The sequence below is a fragment of the Pseudomonas sp. MWU16-30323 genome (assembly GCF_020515595.1).
GTDB classification, from domain to species: domain Bacteria; phylum Pseudomonadota; class Gammaproteobacteria; order Pseudomonadales; family Pseudomonadaceae; genus Aquipseudomonas; species Aquipseudomonas yamanorum.
The window spans coordinates 25804-47655 of sequence record NZ_JAIWYM010000039.1 but is presented as its reverse complement, the minus strand read 5'-3'; the positions used below and the strand labels follow the sequence as shown (position 1 = coordinate 47655).

The following is a 21852-nucleotide window of genomic DNA, read 5'->3' as shown; positions in this document are numbered from 1 at the left end:
GCATCGGCTTAAGTGAACAGCATTGCGCCTGAAAGCGGGACCTTTTTTATTCCGCTGCCTTTAGAGCAATCCACCGCCGTCGACATCAATCACGCTGCCAGTGATAAACCCGTTCTCCATCGCCAGCACATACCCGGCTGCCACTTCTTCGGCCTGCCCCACTCGCCCCACCGGCAATGCCCCACCCGCCTTGGCAAACATTGCCAGTCGCTGCTCCTCGGATAAGCCCGAATACGCCTCGGTATCGATCACCCCAGGACTCACCACATTGACCCTGCGTGGCGCCAGTTCCTTGGCCAGTTGCTTGCCCAGCGCTTCAGTGGCCGCATTGATCCCGGTCTTGATGAACTGCCCTGCAACCGTTTTGCGCCCCAATTGCCCCGACGTCAGGGTGATGCTGCCGTGCTCGGTGAGAAAGGGCAGCGCCGACTGGATCGCCCGCAGCGAACCCCAGAGCTTCACGTTGAAGTTGTCTTGCGCCAGGGCCAGGTCCGTCTCGATCAAGGCCTTGGCCTGTACCGCCGGCCCTGCCGTGTAGACCAGATGATCAAACGGCCCCACCGTTTCGAACAAGCGCTGCAACGAGGCCGCATCGGTCACGTCTACCGGCTCGCTGCGCACACCGTTCTCCACGGTTGAAGACAAGCGCCGCCCGGCCAGCACCACCTGGGCGCCGCGTGCCACGGCCTGCTTGGCCACGGCGGCACCAATGCCGCTGCTACCGCCGATGACGATGATGGTTTTGCCGCTGAGGGGAGAAGTCATGGAGCACTACCTGGTTGAGAAAATGAGTTTTCATCTTCCCAGCTTGGCAATCGTTGAAAAATCCCGGTAAAACGACAAGATCTTTAAAGGATTTTTACAGATGAGTTCAATCCTCGACCTTGAAGTCTTCGTACGCACCGCCGACACCGGCAGCCTGTCCGCCGCCGCGCGTAGCCTCAGCCTGACTCCGGCGGCCGCCAGCATTGCCCTCAAGCGCCTGGAAACCCGCCTGGGCATTCGGCTGCTGGCGCGCTCCACCCGCAGCATGCGCTTGACCGAGGAAGGCCGGCGCTACCTGGACAGCGTGCGGGTGGCCCTGGAGGCATTGTCCGAAGGCGAACAGGCGATCAAGCAACAAGGCCAAAGCCTCAGTGGTTTGCTGCAGTTGGCTGCGCCCTCGGATTTCGGACGCAATGTGCTGCTGGGCTGGCTGGATGAGTTCAAGCTCGAACACCCGAACGTTCGCCTGCAATTGCTGCTCAACGACAGCAATGCCGACCTGTTTCGCGAAACCGTCGACATCGCCCTGCGTTTCGGCGTACCACGGGACTCCAGCCTGGTGGCGCTGCCGGTGGTGCCCGACCATACACGGGTGCCGTGTGCCAGCCCCGACTACCTTGCGCGCCACGGCACGCCACAGATCCCTCAGGACCTGGCGCAACACAGCACGCTGCGCTATATGCGCCAGGGTCGGGCGAACAACACCTGGTACTTTCGCCAGGGTGAGCGCCTGCAGGAAGTCGAGGTCAGCGGCGATTACCTGAGTGACGACGGTGAGATCGTGCGGCGTTGGGCATTGGCCGGCCATGGCATTGCTTATAAAGCGCGACTGGATGTAGCCCGCGACATCAAGGCCGGGCGCCTGGTGCCTTTGCTCACCGATTGGCAAGGCGAGCCGACGCCGTTCAACTTGATGTGCCCGCATCGCCTGCAAGTGTCGGAACGGGTCAAGGTACTGCATCGCTTCCTGCAGCTGCGCTGCGCCGAGCTATTACCGCAATAACCGTCCCAGGGCTTGTTCCAGAGCCTTGCTGTCTGGTATTGGATAGGGTCTGTCTCCCCCTTTTGAGGTGTTCACGATGATTTACCGCACACTGGGCCAGTCCGGTTTGAAGGTCAGCGCACTGACCCTGGGCAGCATGATGTTTGGCGAGCAGACCAACACCGAGGATTCGCTGCGCATCATCGACAAGGCCTGGGATCAAGGCATCAACTTTATCGACACCGCCGACGTCTACACCGGCGGGCGCTCCGAGGAGATCGTCGGCGAAGCCATCGCCCGCCAGCGCCAGGATTGGGTGCTGGCCTCGAAGGTCGGCATCGGCCCCGTGGACGGCCTGCCCAACCGCAGCGGCTTGAGTCGCAAGCGGATTTTCAACGCGCTGGAAGCCAGCCTGACGCGCCTCGACACCGATTACCTGGACATCTATTACCTGCACCGTGAAGACCACAACACGCCACTGGAAGTCACGGTTTCAGCGATTGGCGACTTGATCCGCGAGGGCAAGATCCGCCATTGGGGCTTGTCCAACTACCGCGGCTGGCGGATCGCCGAAGTGATCCGCGTGGCCGAGCGCCTGGGGGTGGACAAGCCGATCATCAGCCAGCCGCTGTACAACATCGTCAACCGCCAGGCCGAGGTGGAGCAGATCACCGCTGCCGCCGCCTATGGCCTGGGCGTGGTGCCTTACAGCCCACTGGCCCGTGGCGTGCTCAGCGGCAAATATGCGCCGGACGTAACGCCTGAAGCCGGCAGCCGTGCCGGGCGCCAGGACAAGCGCATCCTGGAAACCGAATGGCGCGTTGAATCCCTGCGCATCGCCCAGCAGATCCAGCAATACACCCAGGGCCGTGGCGTGGGAATTGTTGAGTTTGCGATTGCCTGGGTGCTGAACAATTCGGCGGTCAGTTCGGCGATTGTCGGGCCGCGCACCGAGGCGCAGTGGGATGCCTACACCGGCGCGCTGGAGGTCAAGATCACCGCAGAGGATGAGGCGTTTATTGATTCGCTGGTCACCCCAGGCCATGCGTCGACGCCGGGGTTCAATGACGTGGGCCACTTTGTCTCGGGCCGAATTGCCCGGCCATAAGCACACTTTACGGGAGGATCCGAGCGCTCCTCCCGTAAAGCGCCCCAAAACAGAGCAAACATCTCACCTTAAAAGCACTATATTCCCTCCCTGAAATCTCCCCTCTTTTGTATGAATCGGTTTTCGCGAGGACAGCGTGTCTAAAGGTGTTGTGTTATCGGTCTTGGCCTCGGTGTTGTTTGCCGTGATGTATTACTTCACCTCGCTGCTCACGCCCTTGAGCGGCCTGGAGATCTTCGGCTGGCGGATGTTACTGACGGTGCCCTGCATGACGGTGTTCATGATCGTCAGCGGCGAGTGGCGGCGGGTGTGGGAGTTGGTTCGGCTGGTGGCGGCCAAACCCGAGTTGATCGGCGGGCTGCTGTTGTCTTCAGCCTTGCTGGGGATGCAGTTGTGGCTGTTCATGTGGGCACCGCTCAACGGGCGTAGCCTGGATGTCTCCCTGGGGTATTTCCTGCTGCCGTTGACGATGGTGCTGACCGGGCGCCTGGTGTACGGCGAACAATTGTCACGCCTGCAAAAGGTCGCGGTGTTTTTTGCCGGCATCGGCGTGCTTAACGAGTTGTATCAGGTCGGTGGTTTCTCTTGGGCCACGTTAGTGGTGATCATCGGTTACCCGATCTATTTCATCGTGCGCAAGCGCCTGAAGACCGACCACCTGGGCGGGCTGTGGCTCGACATGGCGCTGATGTTGCCGGTGGCGTTGTGGTTCGTGCAAAGCGGCGAACAGGGGTTTGCCGTGCTCGATGCCCACAAGGGCTTGTACGCCTTGATCCCGATGCTGGGCGTGATCAGTGCCTCGGCGCTGGTGTGCTACATCATTGCCAGCCGCATGTTGGCGTTCAGCCTGTTCGGGCTGCTCAGCTATGTAGAACCGGTGCTGCTGCTCGGCGTGGCCTTGTTGTTGGGCGAAAGCATCAAGGCGGGGGAATGGCTGACGTACCTTCCGATCTGGCTCGCGGTGATGGTGCTGGTGTTTGAAGGCTTCAAGCATTTGGTGCGTCAGCAGAAGGCCTGACAGCGCTTTATTTTGCTGCCATTTCCAGCATCGCAGCCGTTTGCGCCGCCCCCTCTCGGATGGCCCCGTAATACGGAATCCTGCCTTGGATTTCGTCGCCTATTTGCGTCAGTGCGGCGTCCATTTGCGCCTTTTCAACGCCAAACAGCTTACCGAGCCGGTTGCCCTGGTTGAGTTCAAGCAAGGTGCCAGTGACGGGGTTTTTGACGATTTTTTCGATGGACTCCGCCACATCCTCAGGCACGCCCAGTACGATCAAGGCCGTCCCAATGCCGGAACCCGGATTCTTCAGTTGGCGGATGAACTCGTCGAACAGCCCCTGTAAATCGTTGGCACCCACATTATCCAGGCTGACACTGACGACCGTTTTCAAGTACTGCTCTCGCGAGATAGGCGACAGCGGCTGGTCATTGTTCAGGCCGTTTTTCACAAAGTAGAAGTTGCCCTTGTCACCTCCTCCATGGAAGTTGCCGTAGGCATCGTACTGATAGAGTACGGTTTCTCCGTCCGGACGTGTGCCTGCGAAAGTCACCCGGCTTTCAAGGGTCTCAACGTTCAGGTAGGTACCCGTCAGCCCGTTGACCGGTACCGGCGGGACGCTTGTGTGCTTGTCCAGGCGATTGAAGATATCGCCCTTTTCGTAGCCAAAAGGCCCGACCACGGCATTGATATCGTCTGCTGCGAAGCGCGTCATTGTGTCTTTTACCCGCTTTGCGGCAGGCGCATTGCGGGAAAAATGCCCGGCAAATATATCCAGCTTGTCAGGGTCGGTGGCGACCTCTTTGAGCCAAGCGTTCATTTCTTCAAGGTTATTGAATTCGAAGAACGAATTGCCCTCCTCGTCAGGAATGTACAACAGGATATTCGTTCCGGTTTCAGAGGCGGGTACACGTTTGATCAGCAGAATGTCGCTCGACTGGATCCCGTCCACCGCGAACGTGCAGACCTGCGCGCCGACGGTTGATGAGGTACCCGGGGCCAATACGGCATTGGCCACTTCGACGCCTGCAGCGGTCAGCTCGCCTTGCGCACTGCTCCATTCCACGTTCGAGGAAAACGTCACGCGGGCGACAGTGGCAGGACTTAATGGGCAGGAAGCAGTTGGGGCCAAGGGACTGATGGTGGGTACGTCGTTGACGGCTGCTGTCTGATTCAGACCTGGAGGTGGACTACCGGTGTGCGTAATGACTGTCATACCTGAACCTCATCTGGGCATATGCCCCTGAGTAATGCTGGCGGCGAATTCCGTTCCTGGCCGCTGGCAAGCACCTGTGTCCCGATGTTTCTACCGGGCAACAAAAAGCCCGACCGGGTGCAATCCCGGTCGGGCTTTTTTGTGTATCGCTCAGGCGATCAGTCAGCGGTCAACACACCACGACGCACTTGGTCGCGCTCGATGGATTCGAACAGCGCCTTGAAGTTGCCTTCACCAAAGCCGTCGTCACCCTTACGCTGGATGAACTCGAAGAACACCGGGCCCATCAGGGTTTCCGAGAAGATCTGCAGCAACAGGCGCTTGTCCCCCGCCACTGACGAGCCGTCCAGCAGGATGCCCCGTGCCTGCAGTTGATCCACCGGCTCGCCGTGGTTCGGCAGGCGGCCTTCGAGCATCTCGTAGTAGGTGTCTGGCGGCGCGGTCATGAAGCGCATGCCGATCTTCTTCAACGCATCCCAGGTCTTGACCAGGTCATCGGTGAGGAAGGCAACGTGCTGGATGCCCTCGCCGTTGAACTGCATCAGGAACTCTTCGATCTGCCCGGCCCCCTTGGACGACTCTTCGTTCAGCGGGATGCGGATCATGCCGTCCGGGGCGCTCATGGCCTTGGAAGTCAGGCCGGTGTATTCGCCCTTGATGTCGAAGTAGCGCGCCTCACGGAAATTGAACAGCTTCTCGTAGAAGTTCGCCCAGTAGACCATGCGGCCGCGGTACACGTTGTGGGTCAGGTGGTCGATGACCTTGAGGCCCGCACCCACCGGGTTGCGCTCGACACCTTCGAGGTACACGAAGTCGATGTCATAGATCGAGCTGCCTTCGCCAAAGCGGTCGATCAGGTACAGCGGCGCGCCGCCGATGCCCTTGATCGCCGGCAGGTTCAGCTCCATCGGGCCGGTTTCGATATGGATGGGCTGGGCGCCCAGTTCCAGGGCCCGGTTGTAGGCCTGTTGCGAGTCCTTGACGCGAAACGCCATGCCGCACACCGACGGGCCGTGCTCGGCCGCGAAATAGGAGGCGATGCTGTTGGGTTCGTTGTTGAGGATCAGGTTGATCTCGCCCTGACGGTACAGGTGTACGTTCTTGGAGCGGTGGGTTGCGACTTTGGTGAAGCCCATGATCTCGAAGATCGGCTCCAGGGTGCCCGGGGTTGGCGATGCGAATTCGATGAATTCAAAGCCCATCAGGCCCATTGGGTTTTCGTACAGGTCTGCCATTTTCGGTGCCTCATCATCATTCTTGTAATTAACAAATGTTTATTTGCCAGCAAGGATGAGGTCAGCGGGTGGCGCACAGGAGATACCCCGCACGCTGCGGGCGAGGAAGTCACCAAAGATGAGGGGGGACCCGAGTAGCTTCATGGTTACATCAGTCTCTGACGGGCGAGGCTTGCGTTAGCGCAAGTCCTTATTCTTGTATGCGTAAATCGATTCTACACAGCGTAAACAGATTTGTCCGTACTCTTATCAAATCCCCATTGCCCTGGCCCGCGCAAGGGGTTTGTTGCACAGATAGATGCCCAGCAGGATGACCGCCCCACCCAGCAGCATCGGTAGGGTCAGTTGCTCGCCAAGCAGCAATGCGCCGCAGATCACTGCCGTCAGCGGATTGAGGGCGATAAATACACCCGCACGGGTGGCGCCGATGCGGCGCAGGCCATCGTAGTAGCCGATGTAGGCCAGTGCCGAGCCCAGCACGCCCAGGTACAGCAAACTCATCAGTTGGGGCAGATCAATCCGGCCCAATGCGGTCACCGTTAGTCGACCCGTCACCAGCGTGGTGAGCGTCAGCATCAGCGTGCCCAACAGGATCGACCAGGTCACGGTTTGCAACGGGCCCAGGCGCTGGTTGAGGCCCCGGGAAAACAGCGAGTACACGCCCCACCCCACCACGCAGCCGAAAATCAGCAGGTCACCGACCCACGCATCTGCCGCGCCCTGCAGCAACTGCGGGTTGCGACTGACGATCACCAGCCCTGCGCCACCCAGGCACAGCGCGATCCCCACCAGCTTGAAGCAGCCCAGGCGTTCCTTGAACAGCAGCCACGAGGCCAGGCCAATCACTGCCGGGTTCAGCGCTACGATCAACGACGCCCGGGACGCATTGATGTAATGCAGGCCGTAGAAAAAACACAGGTTGTAGAAAAAGATCCCGAAAAAGCCCAGCACCATCAATTGCACCCATTGCGCGGAGGTCGGACGCACCAGGCGAATACGCGCGACGCCCAGGAAGACCAGCAGCGCAAGGCTGGCCAGCACAAAGCGCACGGTCGCCGCCAACAGTGGGTCCAGGCCTGCTGCCAGATAGCGCCCGGCAACGAAGGTGCCGCCCCAGATCATGGTCACGGCCGCCAGCTTCAGATACGTGAGACGGTCAGGGCTCGGGGTCATCAGATTTCTACTCACAGGACACGGGATTGGCTTATTGTTTGGCTAATTCCCGATCATCGTAAAATGAGTAAATACTCATGACCCTTACCCAACTGGAAATCTTTTCCCTGGTGGCCGAACTGCAAGGTTTCACCAGCGCCGCCAATCGCCTGGGCATCAGCCAATCGGCGGTGTCCCATGGGATCAAATCCCTGGAGCAGGAACTGGGTGTGGAGTTGATCCGACGTCATCAGTCCCAGGTCGAACTCAGCGATATCGGCCAACAACTGCTGCTGCGCGCCCGGGCCATGCTCGGGCTGGCCAATACACTGCGACAGGAAGCCGCCGATGCCCGCGGGATGAAGCGCGGTACGCTGCGCATTGGTTCGTTCGGGCCGACTTCATCGATTCGCCTGTTGCCGAAGATTTTGCAACGCTATCGCGAGCGGCATCCGGGCATCGAGGTGCACGTCGACGAAGGCCCTGATCGGCAGGTGATGCAGTGGCTGGAAGAGCGACGCATCGACGTCGGGTTTGTGGTGCTGCCTGAAGAGCGCTTCGATACCTTCCCGCTGATCGAGGATCAGTTGGTCGCACTGCTGCCATCGGGGCATCACCTGGGCGCGCAGCCGAGTGTCAGCCTCAAGGCGCTCTGCGGCGAACCCTTCATCCTGACCCAGGCCGGCTCGTCGGAACTGGTCTCAAGACTGTTCGTCGGGGCCGGGCTGCAGCCGGATGTGCGCTACCGCTGTTCACAATTGCTCAGCACCCTGGACACCGTGCGCCGGGGCGACGGCGTGACCATTGTCGCCGAGTTGTCATTGCCTGAATCCGCAGCGCCGGATTACCTGATCAAGCCGCTCAAGCCTGCCGTCAAACGCCAGGTCGGGCTGGCAGTTCTGGATCGACGACAGTCCTCGCCGGCGACCCTGGCGTTTATTGAACTGGCCACACGTTTGCAGCTTGATTGAGCAGGCAGGGTCGCGTGCCGCCATCTATCATGGCCAATACCAATACGCTTTGTTGGACGTCCCGACCGCATTTGAGCGTCTTATCACCCCCTCCCGCTACAGGCTGCACAAATGCCACTGACCGTCAAAGGCCCACGAAAAACCAGCACCCGCCTCCTGATCACCTTGCTCAGTGGCGCACTCCCGATTTTGCTGGGGGTGCTGATCCTGTACTGGCAAGCCGGGCGCACCCTGGAGTACAGCACCGCGCAAACCGCCCGGGAAGCCGTGCGCCAGTTCGACCTGATGCTCGACAACACCGCCCTCGCCGCCAAGGACTTGCTGCCGCTGGCCGGCCATGAATGTGATAACCCGACACAATTGGCGCTACGGGAACAAGTCACCCGCCGGCCTTTTGTGCGCGCCACGACCTTGTCCTGGCAGAGAAACATCTATTGCAGCTCGTTGTTTGGTGGCAACTACCAGTCGCCGGTCAACCCTGAAGACTACGTCGACGGCCGCCTTTGGCTGATGAAAGGCAACCCGGTGACACCTGACACCGCATTGCTGGTGTATCGCCTCACCGAGGGCGACCGGGGGGCCTTTGCCTCCATTGATGGCTACCACTTGACCAACGCCTTGCGCCTGATCAGCCGATATACCGACCTGGTATTGCAGGTGGGGCCTAACTGGCTGGCGTCGGATGGCAAGGTGCACAGCACAGCGCTGCCGACATTTTCCGTCGCGCACCATCATCTCGACTCCACGCGGTATACCTACAGCGTAGAAGCCGGGATGCCGGAGGGTGAAACCTGGCGCTACATGCAAGCGCGGTATCCTGCACTGTTCGTCCTGGTGGTGTTTTTCGGCGTGTTGGCGGGCATCCTCGCCCACTGGCTGCAAAAGCGCTCATCGGCACCGACCCTCGAGCTGCAACGTGCCTTGGGAGCCAATGAATTCGTGCCCTATTACCAGCCGGTGGTACGTGGCCAGGACATTCGTCAGTGGGCCGGCTGTGAAGTGCTGATGCGCTGGAACCACCCCAAGGAAGGCCTGGTGCGCCCCGACCTGTTCATTCCCCTGGCCGAGCATTCCGGCCTGATCGTGCCAATGACCCGTGCCTTGATGCGCCAGACCGCCCTGCAACTCGCGCCCCACGCCGCGCAGTTCGCGGATGGCTTTCATGTCGGGATCAACATCACCGCCCGCCATTGTCACGACCTGGAACTGGTGGAGGACTGCCGGGAATTCCTCGCTGCCTTCCCGCCGGGCAAGGTGATTCTGGTGCTGGAATTGACCGAGCGCGAGTTGATAGAACCCACGGATGTGACCCGCCAACTGTTCCAGGCGCTGCACGACCTGGGGGTAATGATTGCGATCGACGACTTCGGCACCGGTCACTCGAGCCTGGGTTATTTACGCAACTTCAATGTCGATTACTTGAAGATAGATCAAAGCTTTGTGGCGATGATCGGGGTTGATGCACTCTCACGGCATATACTCGACAGCATCATTGAACTGTCCGCCAAGCTCGACTTGGGCATCGTTGCCGAAGGTGTCGAAACACCAGAACAATGCGAATATCTTGCCGCCCAAGGTGTTGATTTCTTGCAGGGCTACCTGTTTGGCAAGCCAGTACCTTGCAATGAGTTCATTAGATTCCTGAACAGCCATTGAATAGCCATCCACTTCAACAGAAATATTGTTATTTATACAAAAGACATGATTTACTCATGGCTGATTAACTACTACAATTTTTCCTGCCTGTGCTGAATTGGCAGGAAGGCCACTTTTGTTGAGTCGCCTTAAGGCTCTTGGCTTATCGCTTTGTTTGCAGTAGATATCAGCCAAATACACTATTGGAGTATAGATTTTGTCCAGACTCGCCGAATTTCGCGCAGCAGAAAAAGCCCTTCAAGAGCAGCTTGCCCAGCTGGAATCCCTGAAGAACGACGCAGGCCTGAAGAAAGAAATCGAATTCGAAGAAAAGCTGCAAGGGCTGATGAAAACCTACGGCAAAAGCCTGCGCGACATCATCTCCATCCTGGATCCTAACGCGGGCAAGTCCGGCGCTTCCGTCGCCACCGCACCAAAACAGCGCCGTGCACGTGTGGTCAAGGTTTACCACAACCCACACACTGGCGAACTGATCGAAACCAAGGGCGGCAACCACCGCGGCCTGAAGGCATGGAAAGAACAATACGGCGCGGCCACTGTTGATTCCTGGCTTCGCGGCTAATGCTTTGCAGCTAGTACAAACGCACTAAGAAAAGCCCTGCACCTGCAGGGCTTTTTTGTTTACAGGCATCGATATTGAAACAAAACAGGACTCGGACACTTTCAAAAACGAACTTTAAAAAACATTTCACTTTGTTCAAATCGACTAATTTCCTGCCTTGCCTACAGCGCTCAAAGTTTCAGGCTGTCACGCACCGAACTGACTTCATCCTTGCTTGATTCGTAAGCCTGGGCCTGGCCTGCGTATGAAAATACATAGGCCTTATCGGTGTCGACCGCTCCCACCAGGGTTTGCGACAGCACATGCCGACCGTTCTCGGTGATGACACAAGTAGTTTCCAACGCCTCGAGGCGGCTCAATGTTGTGGGATGCATCTTGGTGCACACACTTTGATAACCGCCTTGGGCAAAGTCCTTCTGGATGGACTTGCGCATTTCCAGCAACACACCTTGAAGATTGACCGTATGCCCCGCTTCGATCGGAGTGCCTGTCAACTCCATGACCATCAAGGTCGCGCCATTTTCATCATTCTTGATCGCACGCTGGCGAGACACTGCCGAAGGCTGCGCCGGAGCCTGATCGTCGGGCACCACCTCCTCCACCTGCCAGCCGCTGGGCCAGTGAATTTCCGGGTCAGCCGCCCATGCAGCAGTGCTGCCCAACAACAGGCCCAGGGTACTTAACAGCGGTGCGCGAAATCCGATCATTGCGAAAAACACTCAAGGTTCAAGCGACAAAGTTTGGGCCCCTGCACCCGCTTGCCGCAAGGGTTGCGTGACCTTTTTCATTTGGCGCAACCGGCAGGGCTGCGTATCATGGACCGGCTGCACGGATGCCAGCCGCAAGCCAAGGGATGCTCCAACCGGAGCCACGTTTGCCCCATTTTTCTCTGGAGGGCCCATGAGCCTGCACGAACTGAACACTTTCCCGGGCGTCACCGCCCAGCCTGACACCGCCACCGCGAACTTTGTGTTCAACCACACCATGCTGCGGGTCAAGGACATCACCAAGTCGCTGGATTTCTACACCCGCGTATTGGGTTTTTCCCTGGTTGAAAAACGTGACTTCCCGGAAGCCGAATTCAGCCTGTACTTCCTGGCGCTGGTGGACAAGGCCCAGATCCCGGCCGACGCCGCCGCCCGCACCCAGTGGATGAAGTCGATCCCGGGCATCCTGGAACTGACCCACAACCACGGCACCGAAAACGACGCGGACTTTGCCTACCACAACGGCAACACCGACCCGCGTGGCTTTGGCCATATCTGCATCTCGGTGCCGGACATCGTTGCTGCCTGCGCGCGCTTTGAAGAACTGGGCTGCGACTTCCAGAAGCGCCTGAGTGACGGCCGCATGAAAAGCCTGGCCTTCGTGAAAGACCCGGATGCGTACTGGGTTGAAATCATTCAGCCAACGCCGCTGTAAGGTTCCGCCGGCAATAAAAAACCCCATGATCACTCATGGGGTTTTTCATTTCCGGACCGGAATTTACGCCGGGGCGGAAGTGCGGATCAGGTGATCGAAAGCACTCAGGGAAGCCTTGGCGCCCTCGCCTACTGCAATCACGATCTGCTTGTACGGCACTGTCGTTACGTCACCGGCGGCAAAAACGCCTGGCAGCGAAGTCTCACCACGTGCATCGACGATGATCTCGCCACGAGGAGTCAACTCCACAATGCCTTTGAGCCAGTCGGTGTTAGGCAGCAAACCGATCTGTACAAAGATGCCTTCCAGGTCGAGAGTCTTGAATTCGCCACTGTCGCGATCCTTGTAGGCCAGGCCGGTCACTTTCTGGCCATCCCCCTTGACCTCACTGGTCAGCGCACTGGTAATCACGTCAACGTTCGGCAGGCTGTACAGCTTGCGCTGCAACACGGCGTCGGCGCGCAACTTGCTGTCAAACTCAAGCAAGGTGACGTGGCTGACGATACCGGCCAGGTCGATGGCTGCTTCAACGCCGGAGTTACCGCCGCCGATCACCGCCACGCGCTTGCCCTTGAACAGCGGACCGTCGCAGTGCGGGCAGAAGCACACGCCCTTGGCCTTATATTCCTGCTCGCCCGGCACACCCATTTCGCGCCAGCGGGCACCAGTGGCCAGGATGACGGTCTTGGACTTGAGGGTCGCACCGCTTTCGAAACGGATTTCGTGTAGCTCACCGTTGTTTTTCGCCGGGATCAGCGCAGTAGCACGCTGCAGGTTCATGATGTCCACGTCGTACTGACGCACGTGGGCCTCCAGGGCGCTGGCGAGTTTCGGCCCTTCGGTTTCCTGTACCGAGATAAAGTTCTCGATCGACATGGTGTCCAGCACCTGCCCGCCGAAGCGCTCAGCTGCAACACCGGTACGGATGCCTTTACGTGCAGCGTAGATAGCCGCTGCCGAACCCGCTGGGCCACCGCCGACAACAAGCACGTCGAACGCATCCTTGGCGCTGATTTTCTCGGCGGCTTTTTCGATGCCGCTGGTGTCGAGCTTGGCGAGGATTTCTTCCAGGCCCATGCGGCCCTGGCCGAAGTTCACACCGTTCAAGTAAACGCTCGGCACCGCCATGATCTGACGATCATCGACTTCGGCCTGGAACAGCGCACCGTCGATAGCGACGTGGCGGATGTTCGAGTTCAGTACTGCCATCAGGTTCAGCGCCTGGACCACGTCCGGGCAGTTCTGGCACGACAGCGAGAAGTAAGTCTCGAAGCTGAACTCACCTTTAAGGGCACGAATCTGTTCAATCACTTCGACACTGGCCTTCGAGGGGTGGCCGCCGACTTGCAGCAGTGCCAACACCAGCGAAGTGAATTCATGGCCCATTGGGATGCCGGCGAAACGCAGGCTGATATCGGCACCCGGGCGGTTGATGGAGAACGATGGCTTGCGCGCATCATTGCCATCGCTTTTCAGGGTAATCAGCGTTGAGAGGCTGGCTACGTCCTGCAAGAGGGCAAGCATTTCCTGGGATTTCGCACCGTCGTCGAGGGAGGCGACGATCTCGATCGGCTGGGTGACCCGTTCCAGGTATGACTTCAACTGAGCTTTAAGATTGGCGTCCAACATACGGGCGATTTCCTATTAATTCGATTTATTGCAGACAAAAAAACGCCCGAGCGAATCTCGCCCGGGCGTTTTGAGGGCTGATGCAGCTTACTTAGGTGCGGTCATCCGCCCTTGGTACTTCACAGACTTAGATCTTGCCGACCAGGTCGAGGGACGGAGCCAGGGTGGCTTCGCCTTCTTTCCACTTGGCTGGGCACACTTCGCCCGGGTGAGCAGCAACGTACTGAGCAGCCTTGATCTTGCGCAGCAGCTCGGAAGCGTCACGGCCAACGCCGCCATCGTTCAGTTCAACGATTTTGATCTGGCCTTCCGGGTTGATCACGAAGGTGCCACGGTCTGCCAGGCCAGCTTCTTCGATCAGTACGTCGAAGTTGCGGGAGATGGTCAGGGTCGGGTCGCCGATCATGGTGTACTGGATTTTGCCGATGGCTGGCGAAGTGTTGTGCCAGGCTGCGTGGGCAAAGTGGGTGTCGGTGGAAACGCTGTAGATTTCGACGCCCAGTTTCTGGAATTCGGCGTAGTTGTCAGCCAGGTCTTCCAGTTCGGTTGGGCAGACGAAAGTGAAGTCGGCTGGGTAGAAGAAGACGACAGACCATTTGCCTTTCAGGTCAGCATCAGTCACGTCTACGAAGTTGCCGTTTTTGTAGGCGGTAGCTTTGAACGGTTTTACTTGGCTGTTGATGATAGGCATCGTTGACTCTCCGTCAGGTTTGTAGAAGGGCTTAGTAAGTTGATGGGGTGAATCCTACCCACTCTCCCGGCCGGTGGCTCATTGGCAAACCTGATGCTGACGATTGGTTTTCACTATCAAGGGACGGTATTAATAGAAGAAACCTTAAATCACTCGAGGGATGCTCGGGTCATGCCGAGAAAGGGTGTCGCTTCAACATAGCGCATGGCCGATTTCATGTCTTTCCAGCCGACGTAAGTCATCAGCGACTTCAAGTCCCAGCCGCTGCGGTGGGCCCAGGTGGCAAAGCCCCGGCGCAGGGAGTGGCTGGTGTATTGATCCGCTGCAATGCCGGCGCGCCCCAGGGCCTGGCGCAACAGCGGGATCACGCTGTTGGGGTGCAAGCCCTCCTCGCCCAGGTTGCCCCAGCGGTCTATGCCGCGAAATACCGGGCCACGCACCAGGGCTGAAGCGCTGAGCCACTCGCTGTAGGCCTGAACCGGGCACAGGCGCAGTAACGCCGGCGTCTGGTACGTGCGGCCCAGGTTCTCCCGATCGCTTTTACTGCGTGGCAAATACAGGGTGATGCCCGAGCCGGACACTGCCTGCACATGCTCGATATTCAGGCGGCACAGCTCGTCACTGCGAAAGCCGCGCCAGAAACCCAGCAGGATCAACGCAGCATCACGTTTAGCTCGCAGCCACCGCGGATGATCTTCGGCGCGTCGAGCATCGTTGCCTTCCTGCTCGAGAAACTGAATCACCTGTTCCAAGTGTTGGAGCTGCAATGGCTCCGCCTGTTTTTCCTGGGCCGGGTGCACGGCGCGAATCCCTTTCAGGACTTTACGCACCACCGGCGCCTTGGTCGGATCGGGAAAACCCTGGCTGGTATGCCACTGGGCCAGGGCCGACAACCGCACCTTCAACGTGTTGACCGACAACACGCCCGCATGGGCCACCAGGTAGCGCGCCACGCTGTCGCTGGTGGCCGGCAGGAACCCGCCCCAACTGACCTCGAAATGCTCGATTGCCGCTCGATAGCTGCGGCGGGTGTTATCGCGGGTGGCCGCATTCAGATAACGGTCCAGCTCACTCATACCTGTACTGCCATTGGGCGCTGTCCACTTCAAAACCTTGATCACACGGGATAATACGCCAATATCCCATCTGTTAAATCATCAATTTCGGCTTAAATTTAATCATGATATAGTACGTATATACATACTACGTACCACAGTACTAAATCGACGGAGACTCCATGGCTCGCGGCGGCATCAATAAAGCAGTAGTTCAAACGGCACGCCTGGCGATCCTCGCCCGCGGCGAGAACCCCAGCATCGATGCAGTACGCATCGAGATGGGCAATACAGGCTCGAAAACCACAATTCATCGCTATCTGAAGGAACTGGACGAAAGCGAAAGCCGCCAGACCATCACCGAAGCGCCCATCGACGACGAGCTGGGCGAACTGGTGGCACGACTGGCTCAGCGCCTGAAGGAGAAGGCCCAAGAGCCTATCGACCTGGCCCTGGCGCAGTTCCAGCAACAGAAAGCCGCCCTGCTCGCTCAGGTTGAAGAACTGGAAGCCGCCCACAGCCAGCTCAAGCAACAATTCGATATCCAGGCAGCCGCCCTGGCTGACGAAAGCGCGGCACTGCAAAGCACCCGCTCCAGCCTGCAAACCGAGCAAACCCGCAACGCCGGGCTGAGCCAGGCGTGCAGCGATTACGAGTTGCGGATCAACGACAAGGACGAGCAGATTCGCTCATTGGAAGAGAAGCACCTGCACGCCCGGGATGCTCTTGAGCATTACCGCAACGCAATCAAGGATCAGCGCGAACAGGAACAGCGTCGCCATGAGGGTCAGTTGCAGCAGGTACAGGCAGAGCTACGCCAGGCTCAGCAGAGCGCGATGGTGCGCCAGGACGAGATCACCCAGCTGCATCGCGATAACGAACGCCTGCTGATTGAACATCGAGTGACGGTGAAGGAATTGAACGCACTGCAGGAACAGGCCCGCCAGGACCGCGATCAGCAGCGGCAGCTAAGCGAACAAGTGAACGTGATCGACAGCGAACGCACCCTGTTGCAGGAGCGCTTGCGGGTTGCACTGCTGGAAAGTCAGACGCGCCAGGAAGCGCTGGCCGAGCATCAGCAGGCCAATAAAACCCTGGAGCTGGACCTGGTCAAAGCCCAGGCCAGCATCGAGGCGTTGCGCCTGGCGGCCGTCGTTGCGACGGCGCCAGAGGCAACTACCGAGGGCTGATTACTGCGTCACCGGCGTGCGCATGGTGACGAACTCTTCCGCCGCCGTCGGGTGCACGCCGATGGTTTCGTCGAAATGCTGCTTGGTCGCACCCGCCTTGAGTGCGATCGCCAGGCCCTGCACGATCTCCCCAGCGTCAGGGCCGACCATGTGGCAACCCAGGACCTTGTCGGTCTCGGCGTCCACCACCAGCTTCATCAGGGTCTTTTCCTGACAGTCGGTCAGGGTCAGCTTCATCGGCCGGAAGCGGCTTTCAAAAACCTGCACCTTGTGACCGTCTGCACGGGCCTGCTCTTCGCTCAGGCCCACGGTGCCGATGTTCGGCAGGCTGAACACCGCCGTCGGGATCATCGCGTAATCCACCGGGCGATATTGCTCAGGCTTGAACAGGCGACGTGCCACGGCCATGCCTTCAGCCAGCGCCACCGGCGTCAGTTGCACGCGACCAATCACATCACCAATCGCCAGGATCGACGGCTCGGCAGTCTGGTACAGGTCATCCACCTCGACAAAGCCACGCTTGTCCAACTTGACGCCGGTGTTTTCCAGCCCCAGGTTATCGAGCATCGGGCGCCGGCCGGTGGCGTAGAACACACAATCGGCTTCCAGCACCCGGCCGTCTTTCAAGGTGGCCTTGAGGCTGCCGTCGGCCTGCTTCTCGATACGTTCGATGTCGGCATTGAATTGCAGATCCAGACCACGCTTGGTCAGCTCTTCTTTCAAGTGTGTGCGCACCGAACCGTCAAAACCACGCAGGAACAGGTCGCCGCGATACAACAGCGAGGTCTGTGCACCCAAGCCATGGAAAATCCCGGCGAACTCGACCGCGATATAACCACCGCCGACCACCAGTACCCGCTTGGGCAACTCTTTGAGGAAGAACGCCTCATTGGAGCCAATGGCGTGCTCGCGCCCCGGAATGTCCGGGATCTGCGGCCAGCCGCCAGTGGCCACCAGAATGTGCTTGGCGGTGAAGCGCTCACCGTTGATTTCCACCTGGTGCGGGTCCACCAACCGCGCATGCCCTTCGTGCAGGGTCACGCCGCTGTTAACCAGCAGGTTGCGGTAGATGCCATTGAGGCGGTTGATCTCGCGATCCTTGTTGGCGATCAGGGTCGCCCAGTCGAAGTTTGCTTCCCCCAGAGACCAGCCGAAACCGCTGGCTTGCTCGAAGTCTTCGGCGAAATGCGCGCCGTACACCAGCAGCTTCTTCGGCACGCAGCCCACGTTCACGCAGGTACCGCCCAGGTAGCGGCTTTCAGCCACTGCCACCTTGGCGCCAAAACCTGCAGCAAATCGTGCAGCGCGCACACCGCCGGAACCGGCGCCAATTACATAAAGGTCAAAATCGTAGGCCATTTCACTCTCCTCGGCAGGACAACAGCATACCTGCTTACATGGGACCGAAAAACGAAAAAGCCACCCGAAGGTGGCTTTCCCAGATCAAGCAGGCAACCGTGAATCAGTAAGCCTTGCCAGTCTTGTAGAAGTGCTCGTAGCAGAAGTTGGTTGCTTCGATGTAGCCTTCAGCGCCACCGCAGTCAAAACGACGACCCTTGAACTTGTAGGCAATCACGCAACCATCTTTGGCCTGCTTCAACAGGGCGTCAGTGATCTGGATCTCGCCACCCTTGCCCGGCTCGGTTTCTTCGATCAGCTTGAAGATGTCCGGAGTCAGGATGTAGCGACCGATAATCGCCAGGTTCGACGGAGCATCTTCCGGCGCTGGCTTTTCAACCATGTCGCGTACGCGGATCAGGCCATCGCCGATATCGTCGCCGGCGATCACGCCGTACTTGTTGGTTTCCTGAGGATCAACCTCTTGAACCGCGACGATGGTGCAACGGTACTTCTGGTACAGCTTGACCATCTGGGTCAGGACGCCGTCGCCTTCCAGGTTTACACACAGGTCATCCGCCAGTACCACGGCGAAAGGTTCGTCACCGATCAGCGGGCGGCCGGTCAGGATTGCGTGGCCCAAGCCTTTCATTTGGGTCTGACGGGTGTAGGAGAACGAGCACTCGTCGAGCAGTTTACGGATGCCGACCAGGTATTTTTCCTTGTCGGTGCCCTTGATCTGGTTTTCCAGCTCGTAGCTGATGTCGAAGTGGTCTTCCAGGGCGCGTTTGCCACGGCCGGTCACGATCGAAATTTCGTTCAGGCCGGCATCCAGTGCTTCTTCCACGCCGTACTGGATCAGTGGCTTGTTCACCACCGGCAGCATTTCTTTGGGCATGGCCTTGGTCGCTGGCAGGAAGCGAGTGCCGTAACCGGCTGCTGGGAACAAGCATTTCTTGATCATATGAGTCCTTACAAAGGGCTGTGCGTACGAAATTCGGCGCAGTCTAATCAGGCCGCAGTCACCTTACAATGGGTCCTGCTGGCGTTGCGATGTCAACATAGAGGAAAAATGTCGGCGTAAGTTCCGCCGGCATTCAATCCAGTACCTTCGCCGCTGTTAGAAATCGTCGACTTGTGCCCGTCATTCAAAGGGCTTAAACCTTTTTAGCACGCTTTATGGCGATCGGCACTGACCTGCAACATCTTGCGCCGCCCCGCGCTGTTTGGCGCTATCATTACCGCCTTGAACCAGACAACGAGATTGATAGATGTCAGAACCCAAAGGCGTGAACGGCTACCTGATCACCAAGCGAGCAGATGGCTGGCACTTGATCAACTTCCACGGCGACAGCGTTGCCGGGGCATTCGCGACCGAAGCTCAAGCCTGTGCCGTGGCCGAAGTGTTTGTGGATGAAGCGGGCCATGCGTCGAGCAAGCGTCCCAAAACCAAGTAATACCCGCAGAAACGCCAATCAAGCCTCGTTTATCGAGGCTTTTTTGTGTTTGTCTGTACCTTGATGGCGGTTCGCTATAATCTCGCCTGAAACGCCCCACGACAGTGTCAGCGCTTCCCTTCAACACCCTAATGACGACTCCTACATGAACAAGATCCTGGCACTGATTGCGGTACTGGCGCTTACCGGTGGCTGCACCACCACCTCCGACACCGTGCTGAAAAACGGCGAACAAGGGCTGGCCATCGATTGTTCCGGCGAAGCCAACTCCTGGGCCAGCTGTTATGAAAAGGCTGATGCGTCCTGCGCGGGTACTGGCTACCGGATTGTCGGCACCGAAGGCACACCGGCCCTGAAAGAAAGCGACAAGACCCTGGGCAAGGATGTCGGCAACTACAAGACCCGCAGCGTGACCGTGGTCTGCAAATAATTACATGTGAATTTCGGCGAATTTGATGCCCAGGCCGCGAATGGTCTCGATCAAGTCGTCCAGGCGAGAAAAGGATTCGACTTCGTCCTGGTCATCCACCAGGAAATAGCTGCGGCCGCCGCTCTTCTTGAAGAACACGATCCACTCGCCCGTGTCCGCGGGGTTTTGAATCACATGGGTCGCAGATATATGCCCCCCTGTATGCTGTTCTCTGACTTGCTCACGCTTCATGACTGAACTTCCGAAAAGACAATGCCGCTGATTCAGCGGCATTTTTTGTGGGTGACCGACAGTCTAACGGATGCCTTGGCCGATCAGTACGCCATCGACCGTCTGCCCGTATAGATTGACGCCGTCATTGGCGTGGAATTTCAGCCGGGTTTTCTCCACGGAACCCTCCACCAGGCGCGGGTCCTGGGGGCGCTCGTGGCGGTTGACGTAAGCTGCGACGTCCCAGGCTTGCTGATCGGTCAGGCTGCCGCCCTTGCCCAGGGGCATGTTGTGCTTGATGAAGGACGCGGCGGTGTTGATCCGGTGCATCCCGGCGCCCCAGTTGTAGGAATCTTTACCCCAGAGCGGCGGCATTACGTAGCTGTCACCGACTTTCTGGCCCTGGCCTTCGGCGCCATGGCACACCGCGCATTGGCCCTTATAGACCGCCGCGCCCTGGGCCAGGTCGTAACCCTTGGCGGGTGTCGGCACGTCCGGATAACCACGCCCCGGCAACTCGACGCCCAACGGCGCCTTGCTCGACAGCCAATAGGCATACACCGACAGCGCAGTAATTTCCGGGCTGTCTGCGGCCGGTGGCGTGCCGCCATTCATGCTGAACTGGAAACAACCCTGCAAGCGCTCGGCGAAGGTGTTGACCTTGTCGTTCTTTTTTCGATACGCCGGGTACATCGGGTAGGCACCCCACAACGGCGCGGAATTGGCCAGGCGGCCCTGGTCCAGGTGGCAATTGCTGCAATTGAGGCCATTGCCGACAAATTGCGGCGCCAGGCGCTTGGTGTCGACAAACAGCGCGTATCCCTGTTTGACCAGCTTGCCGTAGGCGTTGTCTGGCAGCTCGCTCTCTTGGGGCGGCTGGAACTGCGCGGCAGCCGTCGAACGGGCGACTGGCTGCAACTGTGACTGGTCTTCCATGGCGATGGTGGCGGCATGGACAGGCACACTGGCGAGGGTTGCCAATAATAAAAGCTTCATGGCCGGGCCTCCTGGCCGCTCAACGACGCAAAATAGGTGGCCACGGCCTGCACTTCTTCAGCGCTGAGGGATTTAGCGATATGGCCCATCAAATCGTTCGGATCGTTATGGCGCGTGCCACTGCGCCAGGCATTCAACTGCGCCGCCAGGTAGGCCGCGGATTGCCCGGCCAGGGGCGGAAATGCGTCGCCAACACCCACGCCGGCCGGCCCATGACAACTGACACACGCCGGAATCTGACGCTCCCACGCGCCTTGCAGAGCAATCTTTTGCGCAGCTTCGGTTGGCATCTCGCTGCGGTACACCGAAACGGCCACCGGCGCAGGCATTGCCGCCAGCTCCCGGGTCACGGCGTTGATTTCCTCTTGCGTCAGGGCGTTGGCCAGCGGCTGCATCACCGAGCTGTTACGGGCGCCGCTTTTAAAATCCTCCAGTTGCTTGCGCAAATACCCCGCCGGCAGCCCCGCTAAACGCGGAAAACCGGCCGCTGCCAGCCCCAGGCCATCAGCCCCGTGACAGGCCACGCACGGCGCAGCTCCTGGCTGCGAACCACCCTGCGTAAATACGTTTTTCCCCTCTAGCGCGTGGGCATTGCCCAACATCAGCAGCAGCGCGCTACCCAACAGAACTCGTTCCAGAGACATCATCACGACTCCATTTTTATAGTTATATGCTTAGGCGAATTAGGCATAAGCCTACAAATGGTAGGGTAATGATTCGATAGCCACAACACCCAGCACTGAAGGAAAACGGCTACGTACTGAAAATCCCACACAAAAAACCCGACACT

At 58.9% G+C, this 21852-nt stretch carries 23 protein-coding genes; 10 read left to right on the top strand and 13 right to left on the bottom strand.

Annotated features, from left to right (window positions below; genetic code table 11):
- Positions 1-60: 60 nt before the first annotated feature.
- Positions 61-765, bottom strand: a complete 705-nt coding sequence (locus LIY45_RS27695; RefSeq protein WP_226478271.1) for an SDR family oxidoreductase — start codon at positions 763-765, stop codon at positions 61-63.
- 100 nt (positions 766-865) lie between these two features.
- Here LIY45_RS27695 and LIY45_RS27690 point away from each other — a divergent pair, with 100 nt between their 5' ends.
- The 3 genes from LIY45_RS27690 (at position 866) to rarD (ending at position 3873) form a co-directional block, all read left to right on the top strand.
- Positions 866-1768: a LysR family transcriptional regulator gene (locus LIY45_RS27690; protein ID WP_017480392.1), complete on the top strand. Its 903-nt coding sequence runs from the start codon at positions 866-868 to the stop codon at positions 1766-1768.
- 76 nt (positions 1769-1844) lie between these two features.
- Positions 1845-2855: an aldo/keto reductase gene (locus tag LIY45_RS27685; protein ID WP_226478270.1), complete on the top strand. Its 1011-nt coding sequence runs from the start codon at positions 1845-1847 to the stop codon at positions 2853-2855.
- 136 nt (positions 2856-2991) lie between these two features.
- On the top strand, positions 2992-3873 hold the full coding sequence (gene rarD, locus LIY45_RS27680) for an EamA family transporter RarD (RefSeq protein ID WP_226478269.1): 882 nt from the start codon (positions 2992-2994) through the stop codon (positions 3871-3873).
- 7 nt (positions 3874-3880) lie between these two features.
- On the opposite strand, the gene LIY45_RS27675 is transcribed toward rarD, so the two are convergent.
- From LIY45_RS27675 to LIY45_RS27665, 3 genes are all read right to left on the bottom strand, one after another.
- Positions 3881-5068, bottom strand: a complete 1188-nt coding sequence (locus LIY45_RS27675) for a DUF6543 domain-containing protein (protein ID WP_226478268.1) — start codon at positions 5066-5068, stop codon at positions 3881-3883.
- A gap of 158 nt (positions 5069-5226) precedes the next feature.
- Positions 5227-6303: a 4-hydroxyphenylpyruvate dioxygenase gene (gene hppD, locus LIY45_RS27670; RefSeq protein ID WP_226478267.1), complete on the bottom strand. Its 1077-nt coding sequence runs from the start codon at positions 6301-6303 to the stop codon at positions 5227-5229.
- A gap of 249 nt (positions 6304-6552) precedes the next feature.
- The gene (locus tag LIY45_RS27665; protein ID WP_226478266.1) at positions 6553-7476 is read right to left on the bottom strand and encodes a DMT family transporter; all 924 of its coding nucleotides are present in this window, start codon (positions 7474-7476) and stop codon (positions 6553-6555) included.
- Positions 7477-7553: 77 nt separating this feature from the next.
- Here LIY45_RS27665 and LIY45_RS27660 point away from each other — a divergent pair, with 77 nt between their 5' ends.
- The 3 genes from LIY45_RS27660 (at position 7554) to LIY45_RS27650 (ending at position 10644) form a co-directional block, all read left to right on the top strand.
- Complete coding sequence (locus tag LIY45_RS27660; protein WP_226478265.1) at positions 7554-8426, top strand: LysR substrate-binding domain-containing protein; 873 nt, start codon at positions 7554-7556, stop codon at positions 8424-8426.
- 111 nt (positions 8427-8537) lie between these two features.
- A complete protein-coding gene (locus LIY45_RS27655; RefSeq protein ID WP_226478264.1) occupies positions 8538-10082 on the top strand; it encodes an EAL domain-containing protein in 1545 nt (514 codons plus the stop codon).
- 196 nt (positions 10083-10278) lie between these two features.
- Entirely contained in the window at positions 10279-10644 is a 366-nt protein-coding gene (locus LIY45_RS27650; protein ID WP_076016182.1) for a histone-like nucleoid-structuring protein, MvaT/MvaU family, read from the top strand.
- 170 nt (positions 10645-10814) lie between these two features.
- On the opposite strand, the gene LIY45_RS27645 is transcribed toward LIY45_RS27650, so the two are convergent.
- Entirely contained in the window at positions 10815-11351 is a 537-nt protein-coding gene (locus tag LIY45_RS27645) for a DUF4946 domain-containing protein (RefSeq protein WP_017480384.1), read from the bottom strand.
- A gap of 193 nt (positions 11352-11544) precedes the next feature.
- Between LIY45_RS27645 and gloA the strand changes: the two genes are divergently transcribed.
- Entirely contained in the window at positions 11545-12066 is a 522-nt protein-coding gene (gloA, locus tag LIY45_RS27640; protein WP_017480383.1) for a lactoylglutathione lyase, read from the top strand.
- Positions 12067-12129: 63 nt separating this feature from the next.
- Here gloA and ahpF read toward each other — a convergent pair whose 3' ends face one another.
- The 3 genes from ahpF to LIY45_RS27625 all read right to left on the bottom strand — a co-directional run bounded on the left by ahpF (position 12130) and on the right by LIY45_RS27625 (position 15462).
- Entirely contained in the window at positions 12130-13695 is a 1566-nt protein-coding gene (gene ahpF / locus LIY45_RS27635) for an alkyl hydroperoxide reductase subunit F (RefSeq protein WP_226478263.1), read from the bottom strand.
- 127 nt (positions 13696-13822) lie between these two features.
- The gene (gene ahpC, locus LIY45_RS27630; protein ID WP_003173835.1) at positions 13823-14386 is read right to left on the bottom strand and encodes an alkyl hydroperoxide reductase subunit C; all 564 of its coding nucleotides are present in this window, start codon (positions 14384-14386) and stop codon (positions 13823-13825) included.
- Between the two features lie 149 nt (positions 14387-14535).
- Positions 14536-15462, bottom strand: a complete 927-nt coding sequence (locus LIY45_RS27625; RefSeq protein WP_226478262.1) for a tyrosine-type recombinase/integrase — start codon at positions 15460-15462, stop codon at positions 14536-14538.
- A gap of 161 nt (positions 15463-15623) precedes the next feature.
- Between LIY45_RS27625 and LIY45_RS27620 the strand changes: the two genes are divergently transcribed.
- Positions 15624-16631, top strand: coding sequence for a DNA-binding protein (locus LIY45_RS27620; RefSeq protein WP_226478261.1), 1008 nt, complete (start codon positions 15624-15626; stop codon positions 16629-16631).
- Here LIY45_RS27620 and gorA read toward each other — a convergent pair whose 3' ends face one another.
- Both gorA and galU read right to left on the bottom strand, forming a co-directional pair.
- On the bottom strand, positions 16632-17990 hold the full coding sequence (gene gorA / locus LIY45_RS27615) for a glutathione-disulfide reductase (RefSeq protein WP_226478260.1): 1359 nt from the start codon (positions 17988-17990) through the stop codon (positions 16632-16634).
- Positions 17991-18093: 103 nt separating this feature from the next.
- Complete coding sequence (galU, locus tag LIY45_RS27610) at positions 18094-18933, bottom strand: UTP--glucose-1-phosphate uridylyltransferase GalU (protein WP_003212579.1); 840 nt, start codon at positions 18931-18933, stop codon at positions 18094-18096.
- 307 nt (positions 18934-19240) lie between these two features.
- Here galU and LIY45_RS27605 point away from each other — a divergent pair, with 307 nt between their 5' ends.
- On the top strand, positions 19241-19426 hold the full coding sequence (locus LIY45_RS27605) for a hypothetical protein (RefSeq protein WP_003212580.1): 186 nt from the start codon (positions 19241-19243) through the stop codon (positions 19424-19426).
- Between the two features lie 145 nt (positions 19427-19571).
- Entirely contained in the window at positions 19572-19856 is a 285-nt protein-coding gene (locus LIY45_RS27600; protein WP_003212581.1) for a hypothetical protein, read from the top strand.
- Here LIY45_RS27600 and LIY45_RS27595 read toward each other — a convergent pair whose 3' ends face one another.
- The 3 genes from LIY45_RS27595 to LIY45_RS27585 form a co-directional block, all read right to left on the bottom strand.
- Entirely contained in the window at positions 19857-20087 is a 231-nt protein-coding gene (locus LIY45_RS27595; RefSeq protein ID WP_226478259.1) for a hypothetical protein, read from the bottom strand. It lies immediately after the preceding gene.
- Positions 20088-20150: 63 nt separating this feature from the next.
- A complete protein-coding gene (locus tag LIY45_RS27590) occupies positions 20151-21062 on the bottom strand; it encodes a c-type cytochrome (RefSeq protein ID WP_226478258.1) in 912 nt (303 codons plus the stop codon).
- Positions 21059-21709 (bottom strand): c-type cytochrome, encoded by a 651-nt coding sequence (locus LIY45_RS27585; protein ID WP_226478257.1) that lies wholly within the window; start codon positions 21707-21709, stop codon positions 21059-21061. Before LIY45_RS27585 ends, LIY45_RS27590 begins: the two co-directional genes overlap by 4 nt.
- Positions 21710-21852 lie beyond the last annotated feature (143 nt).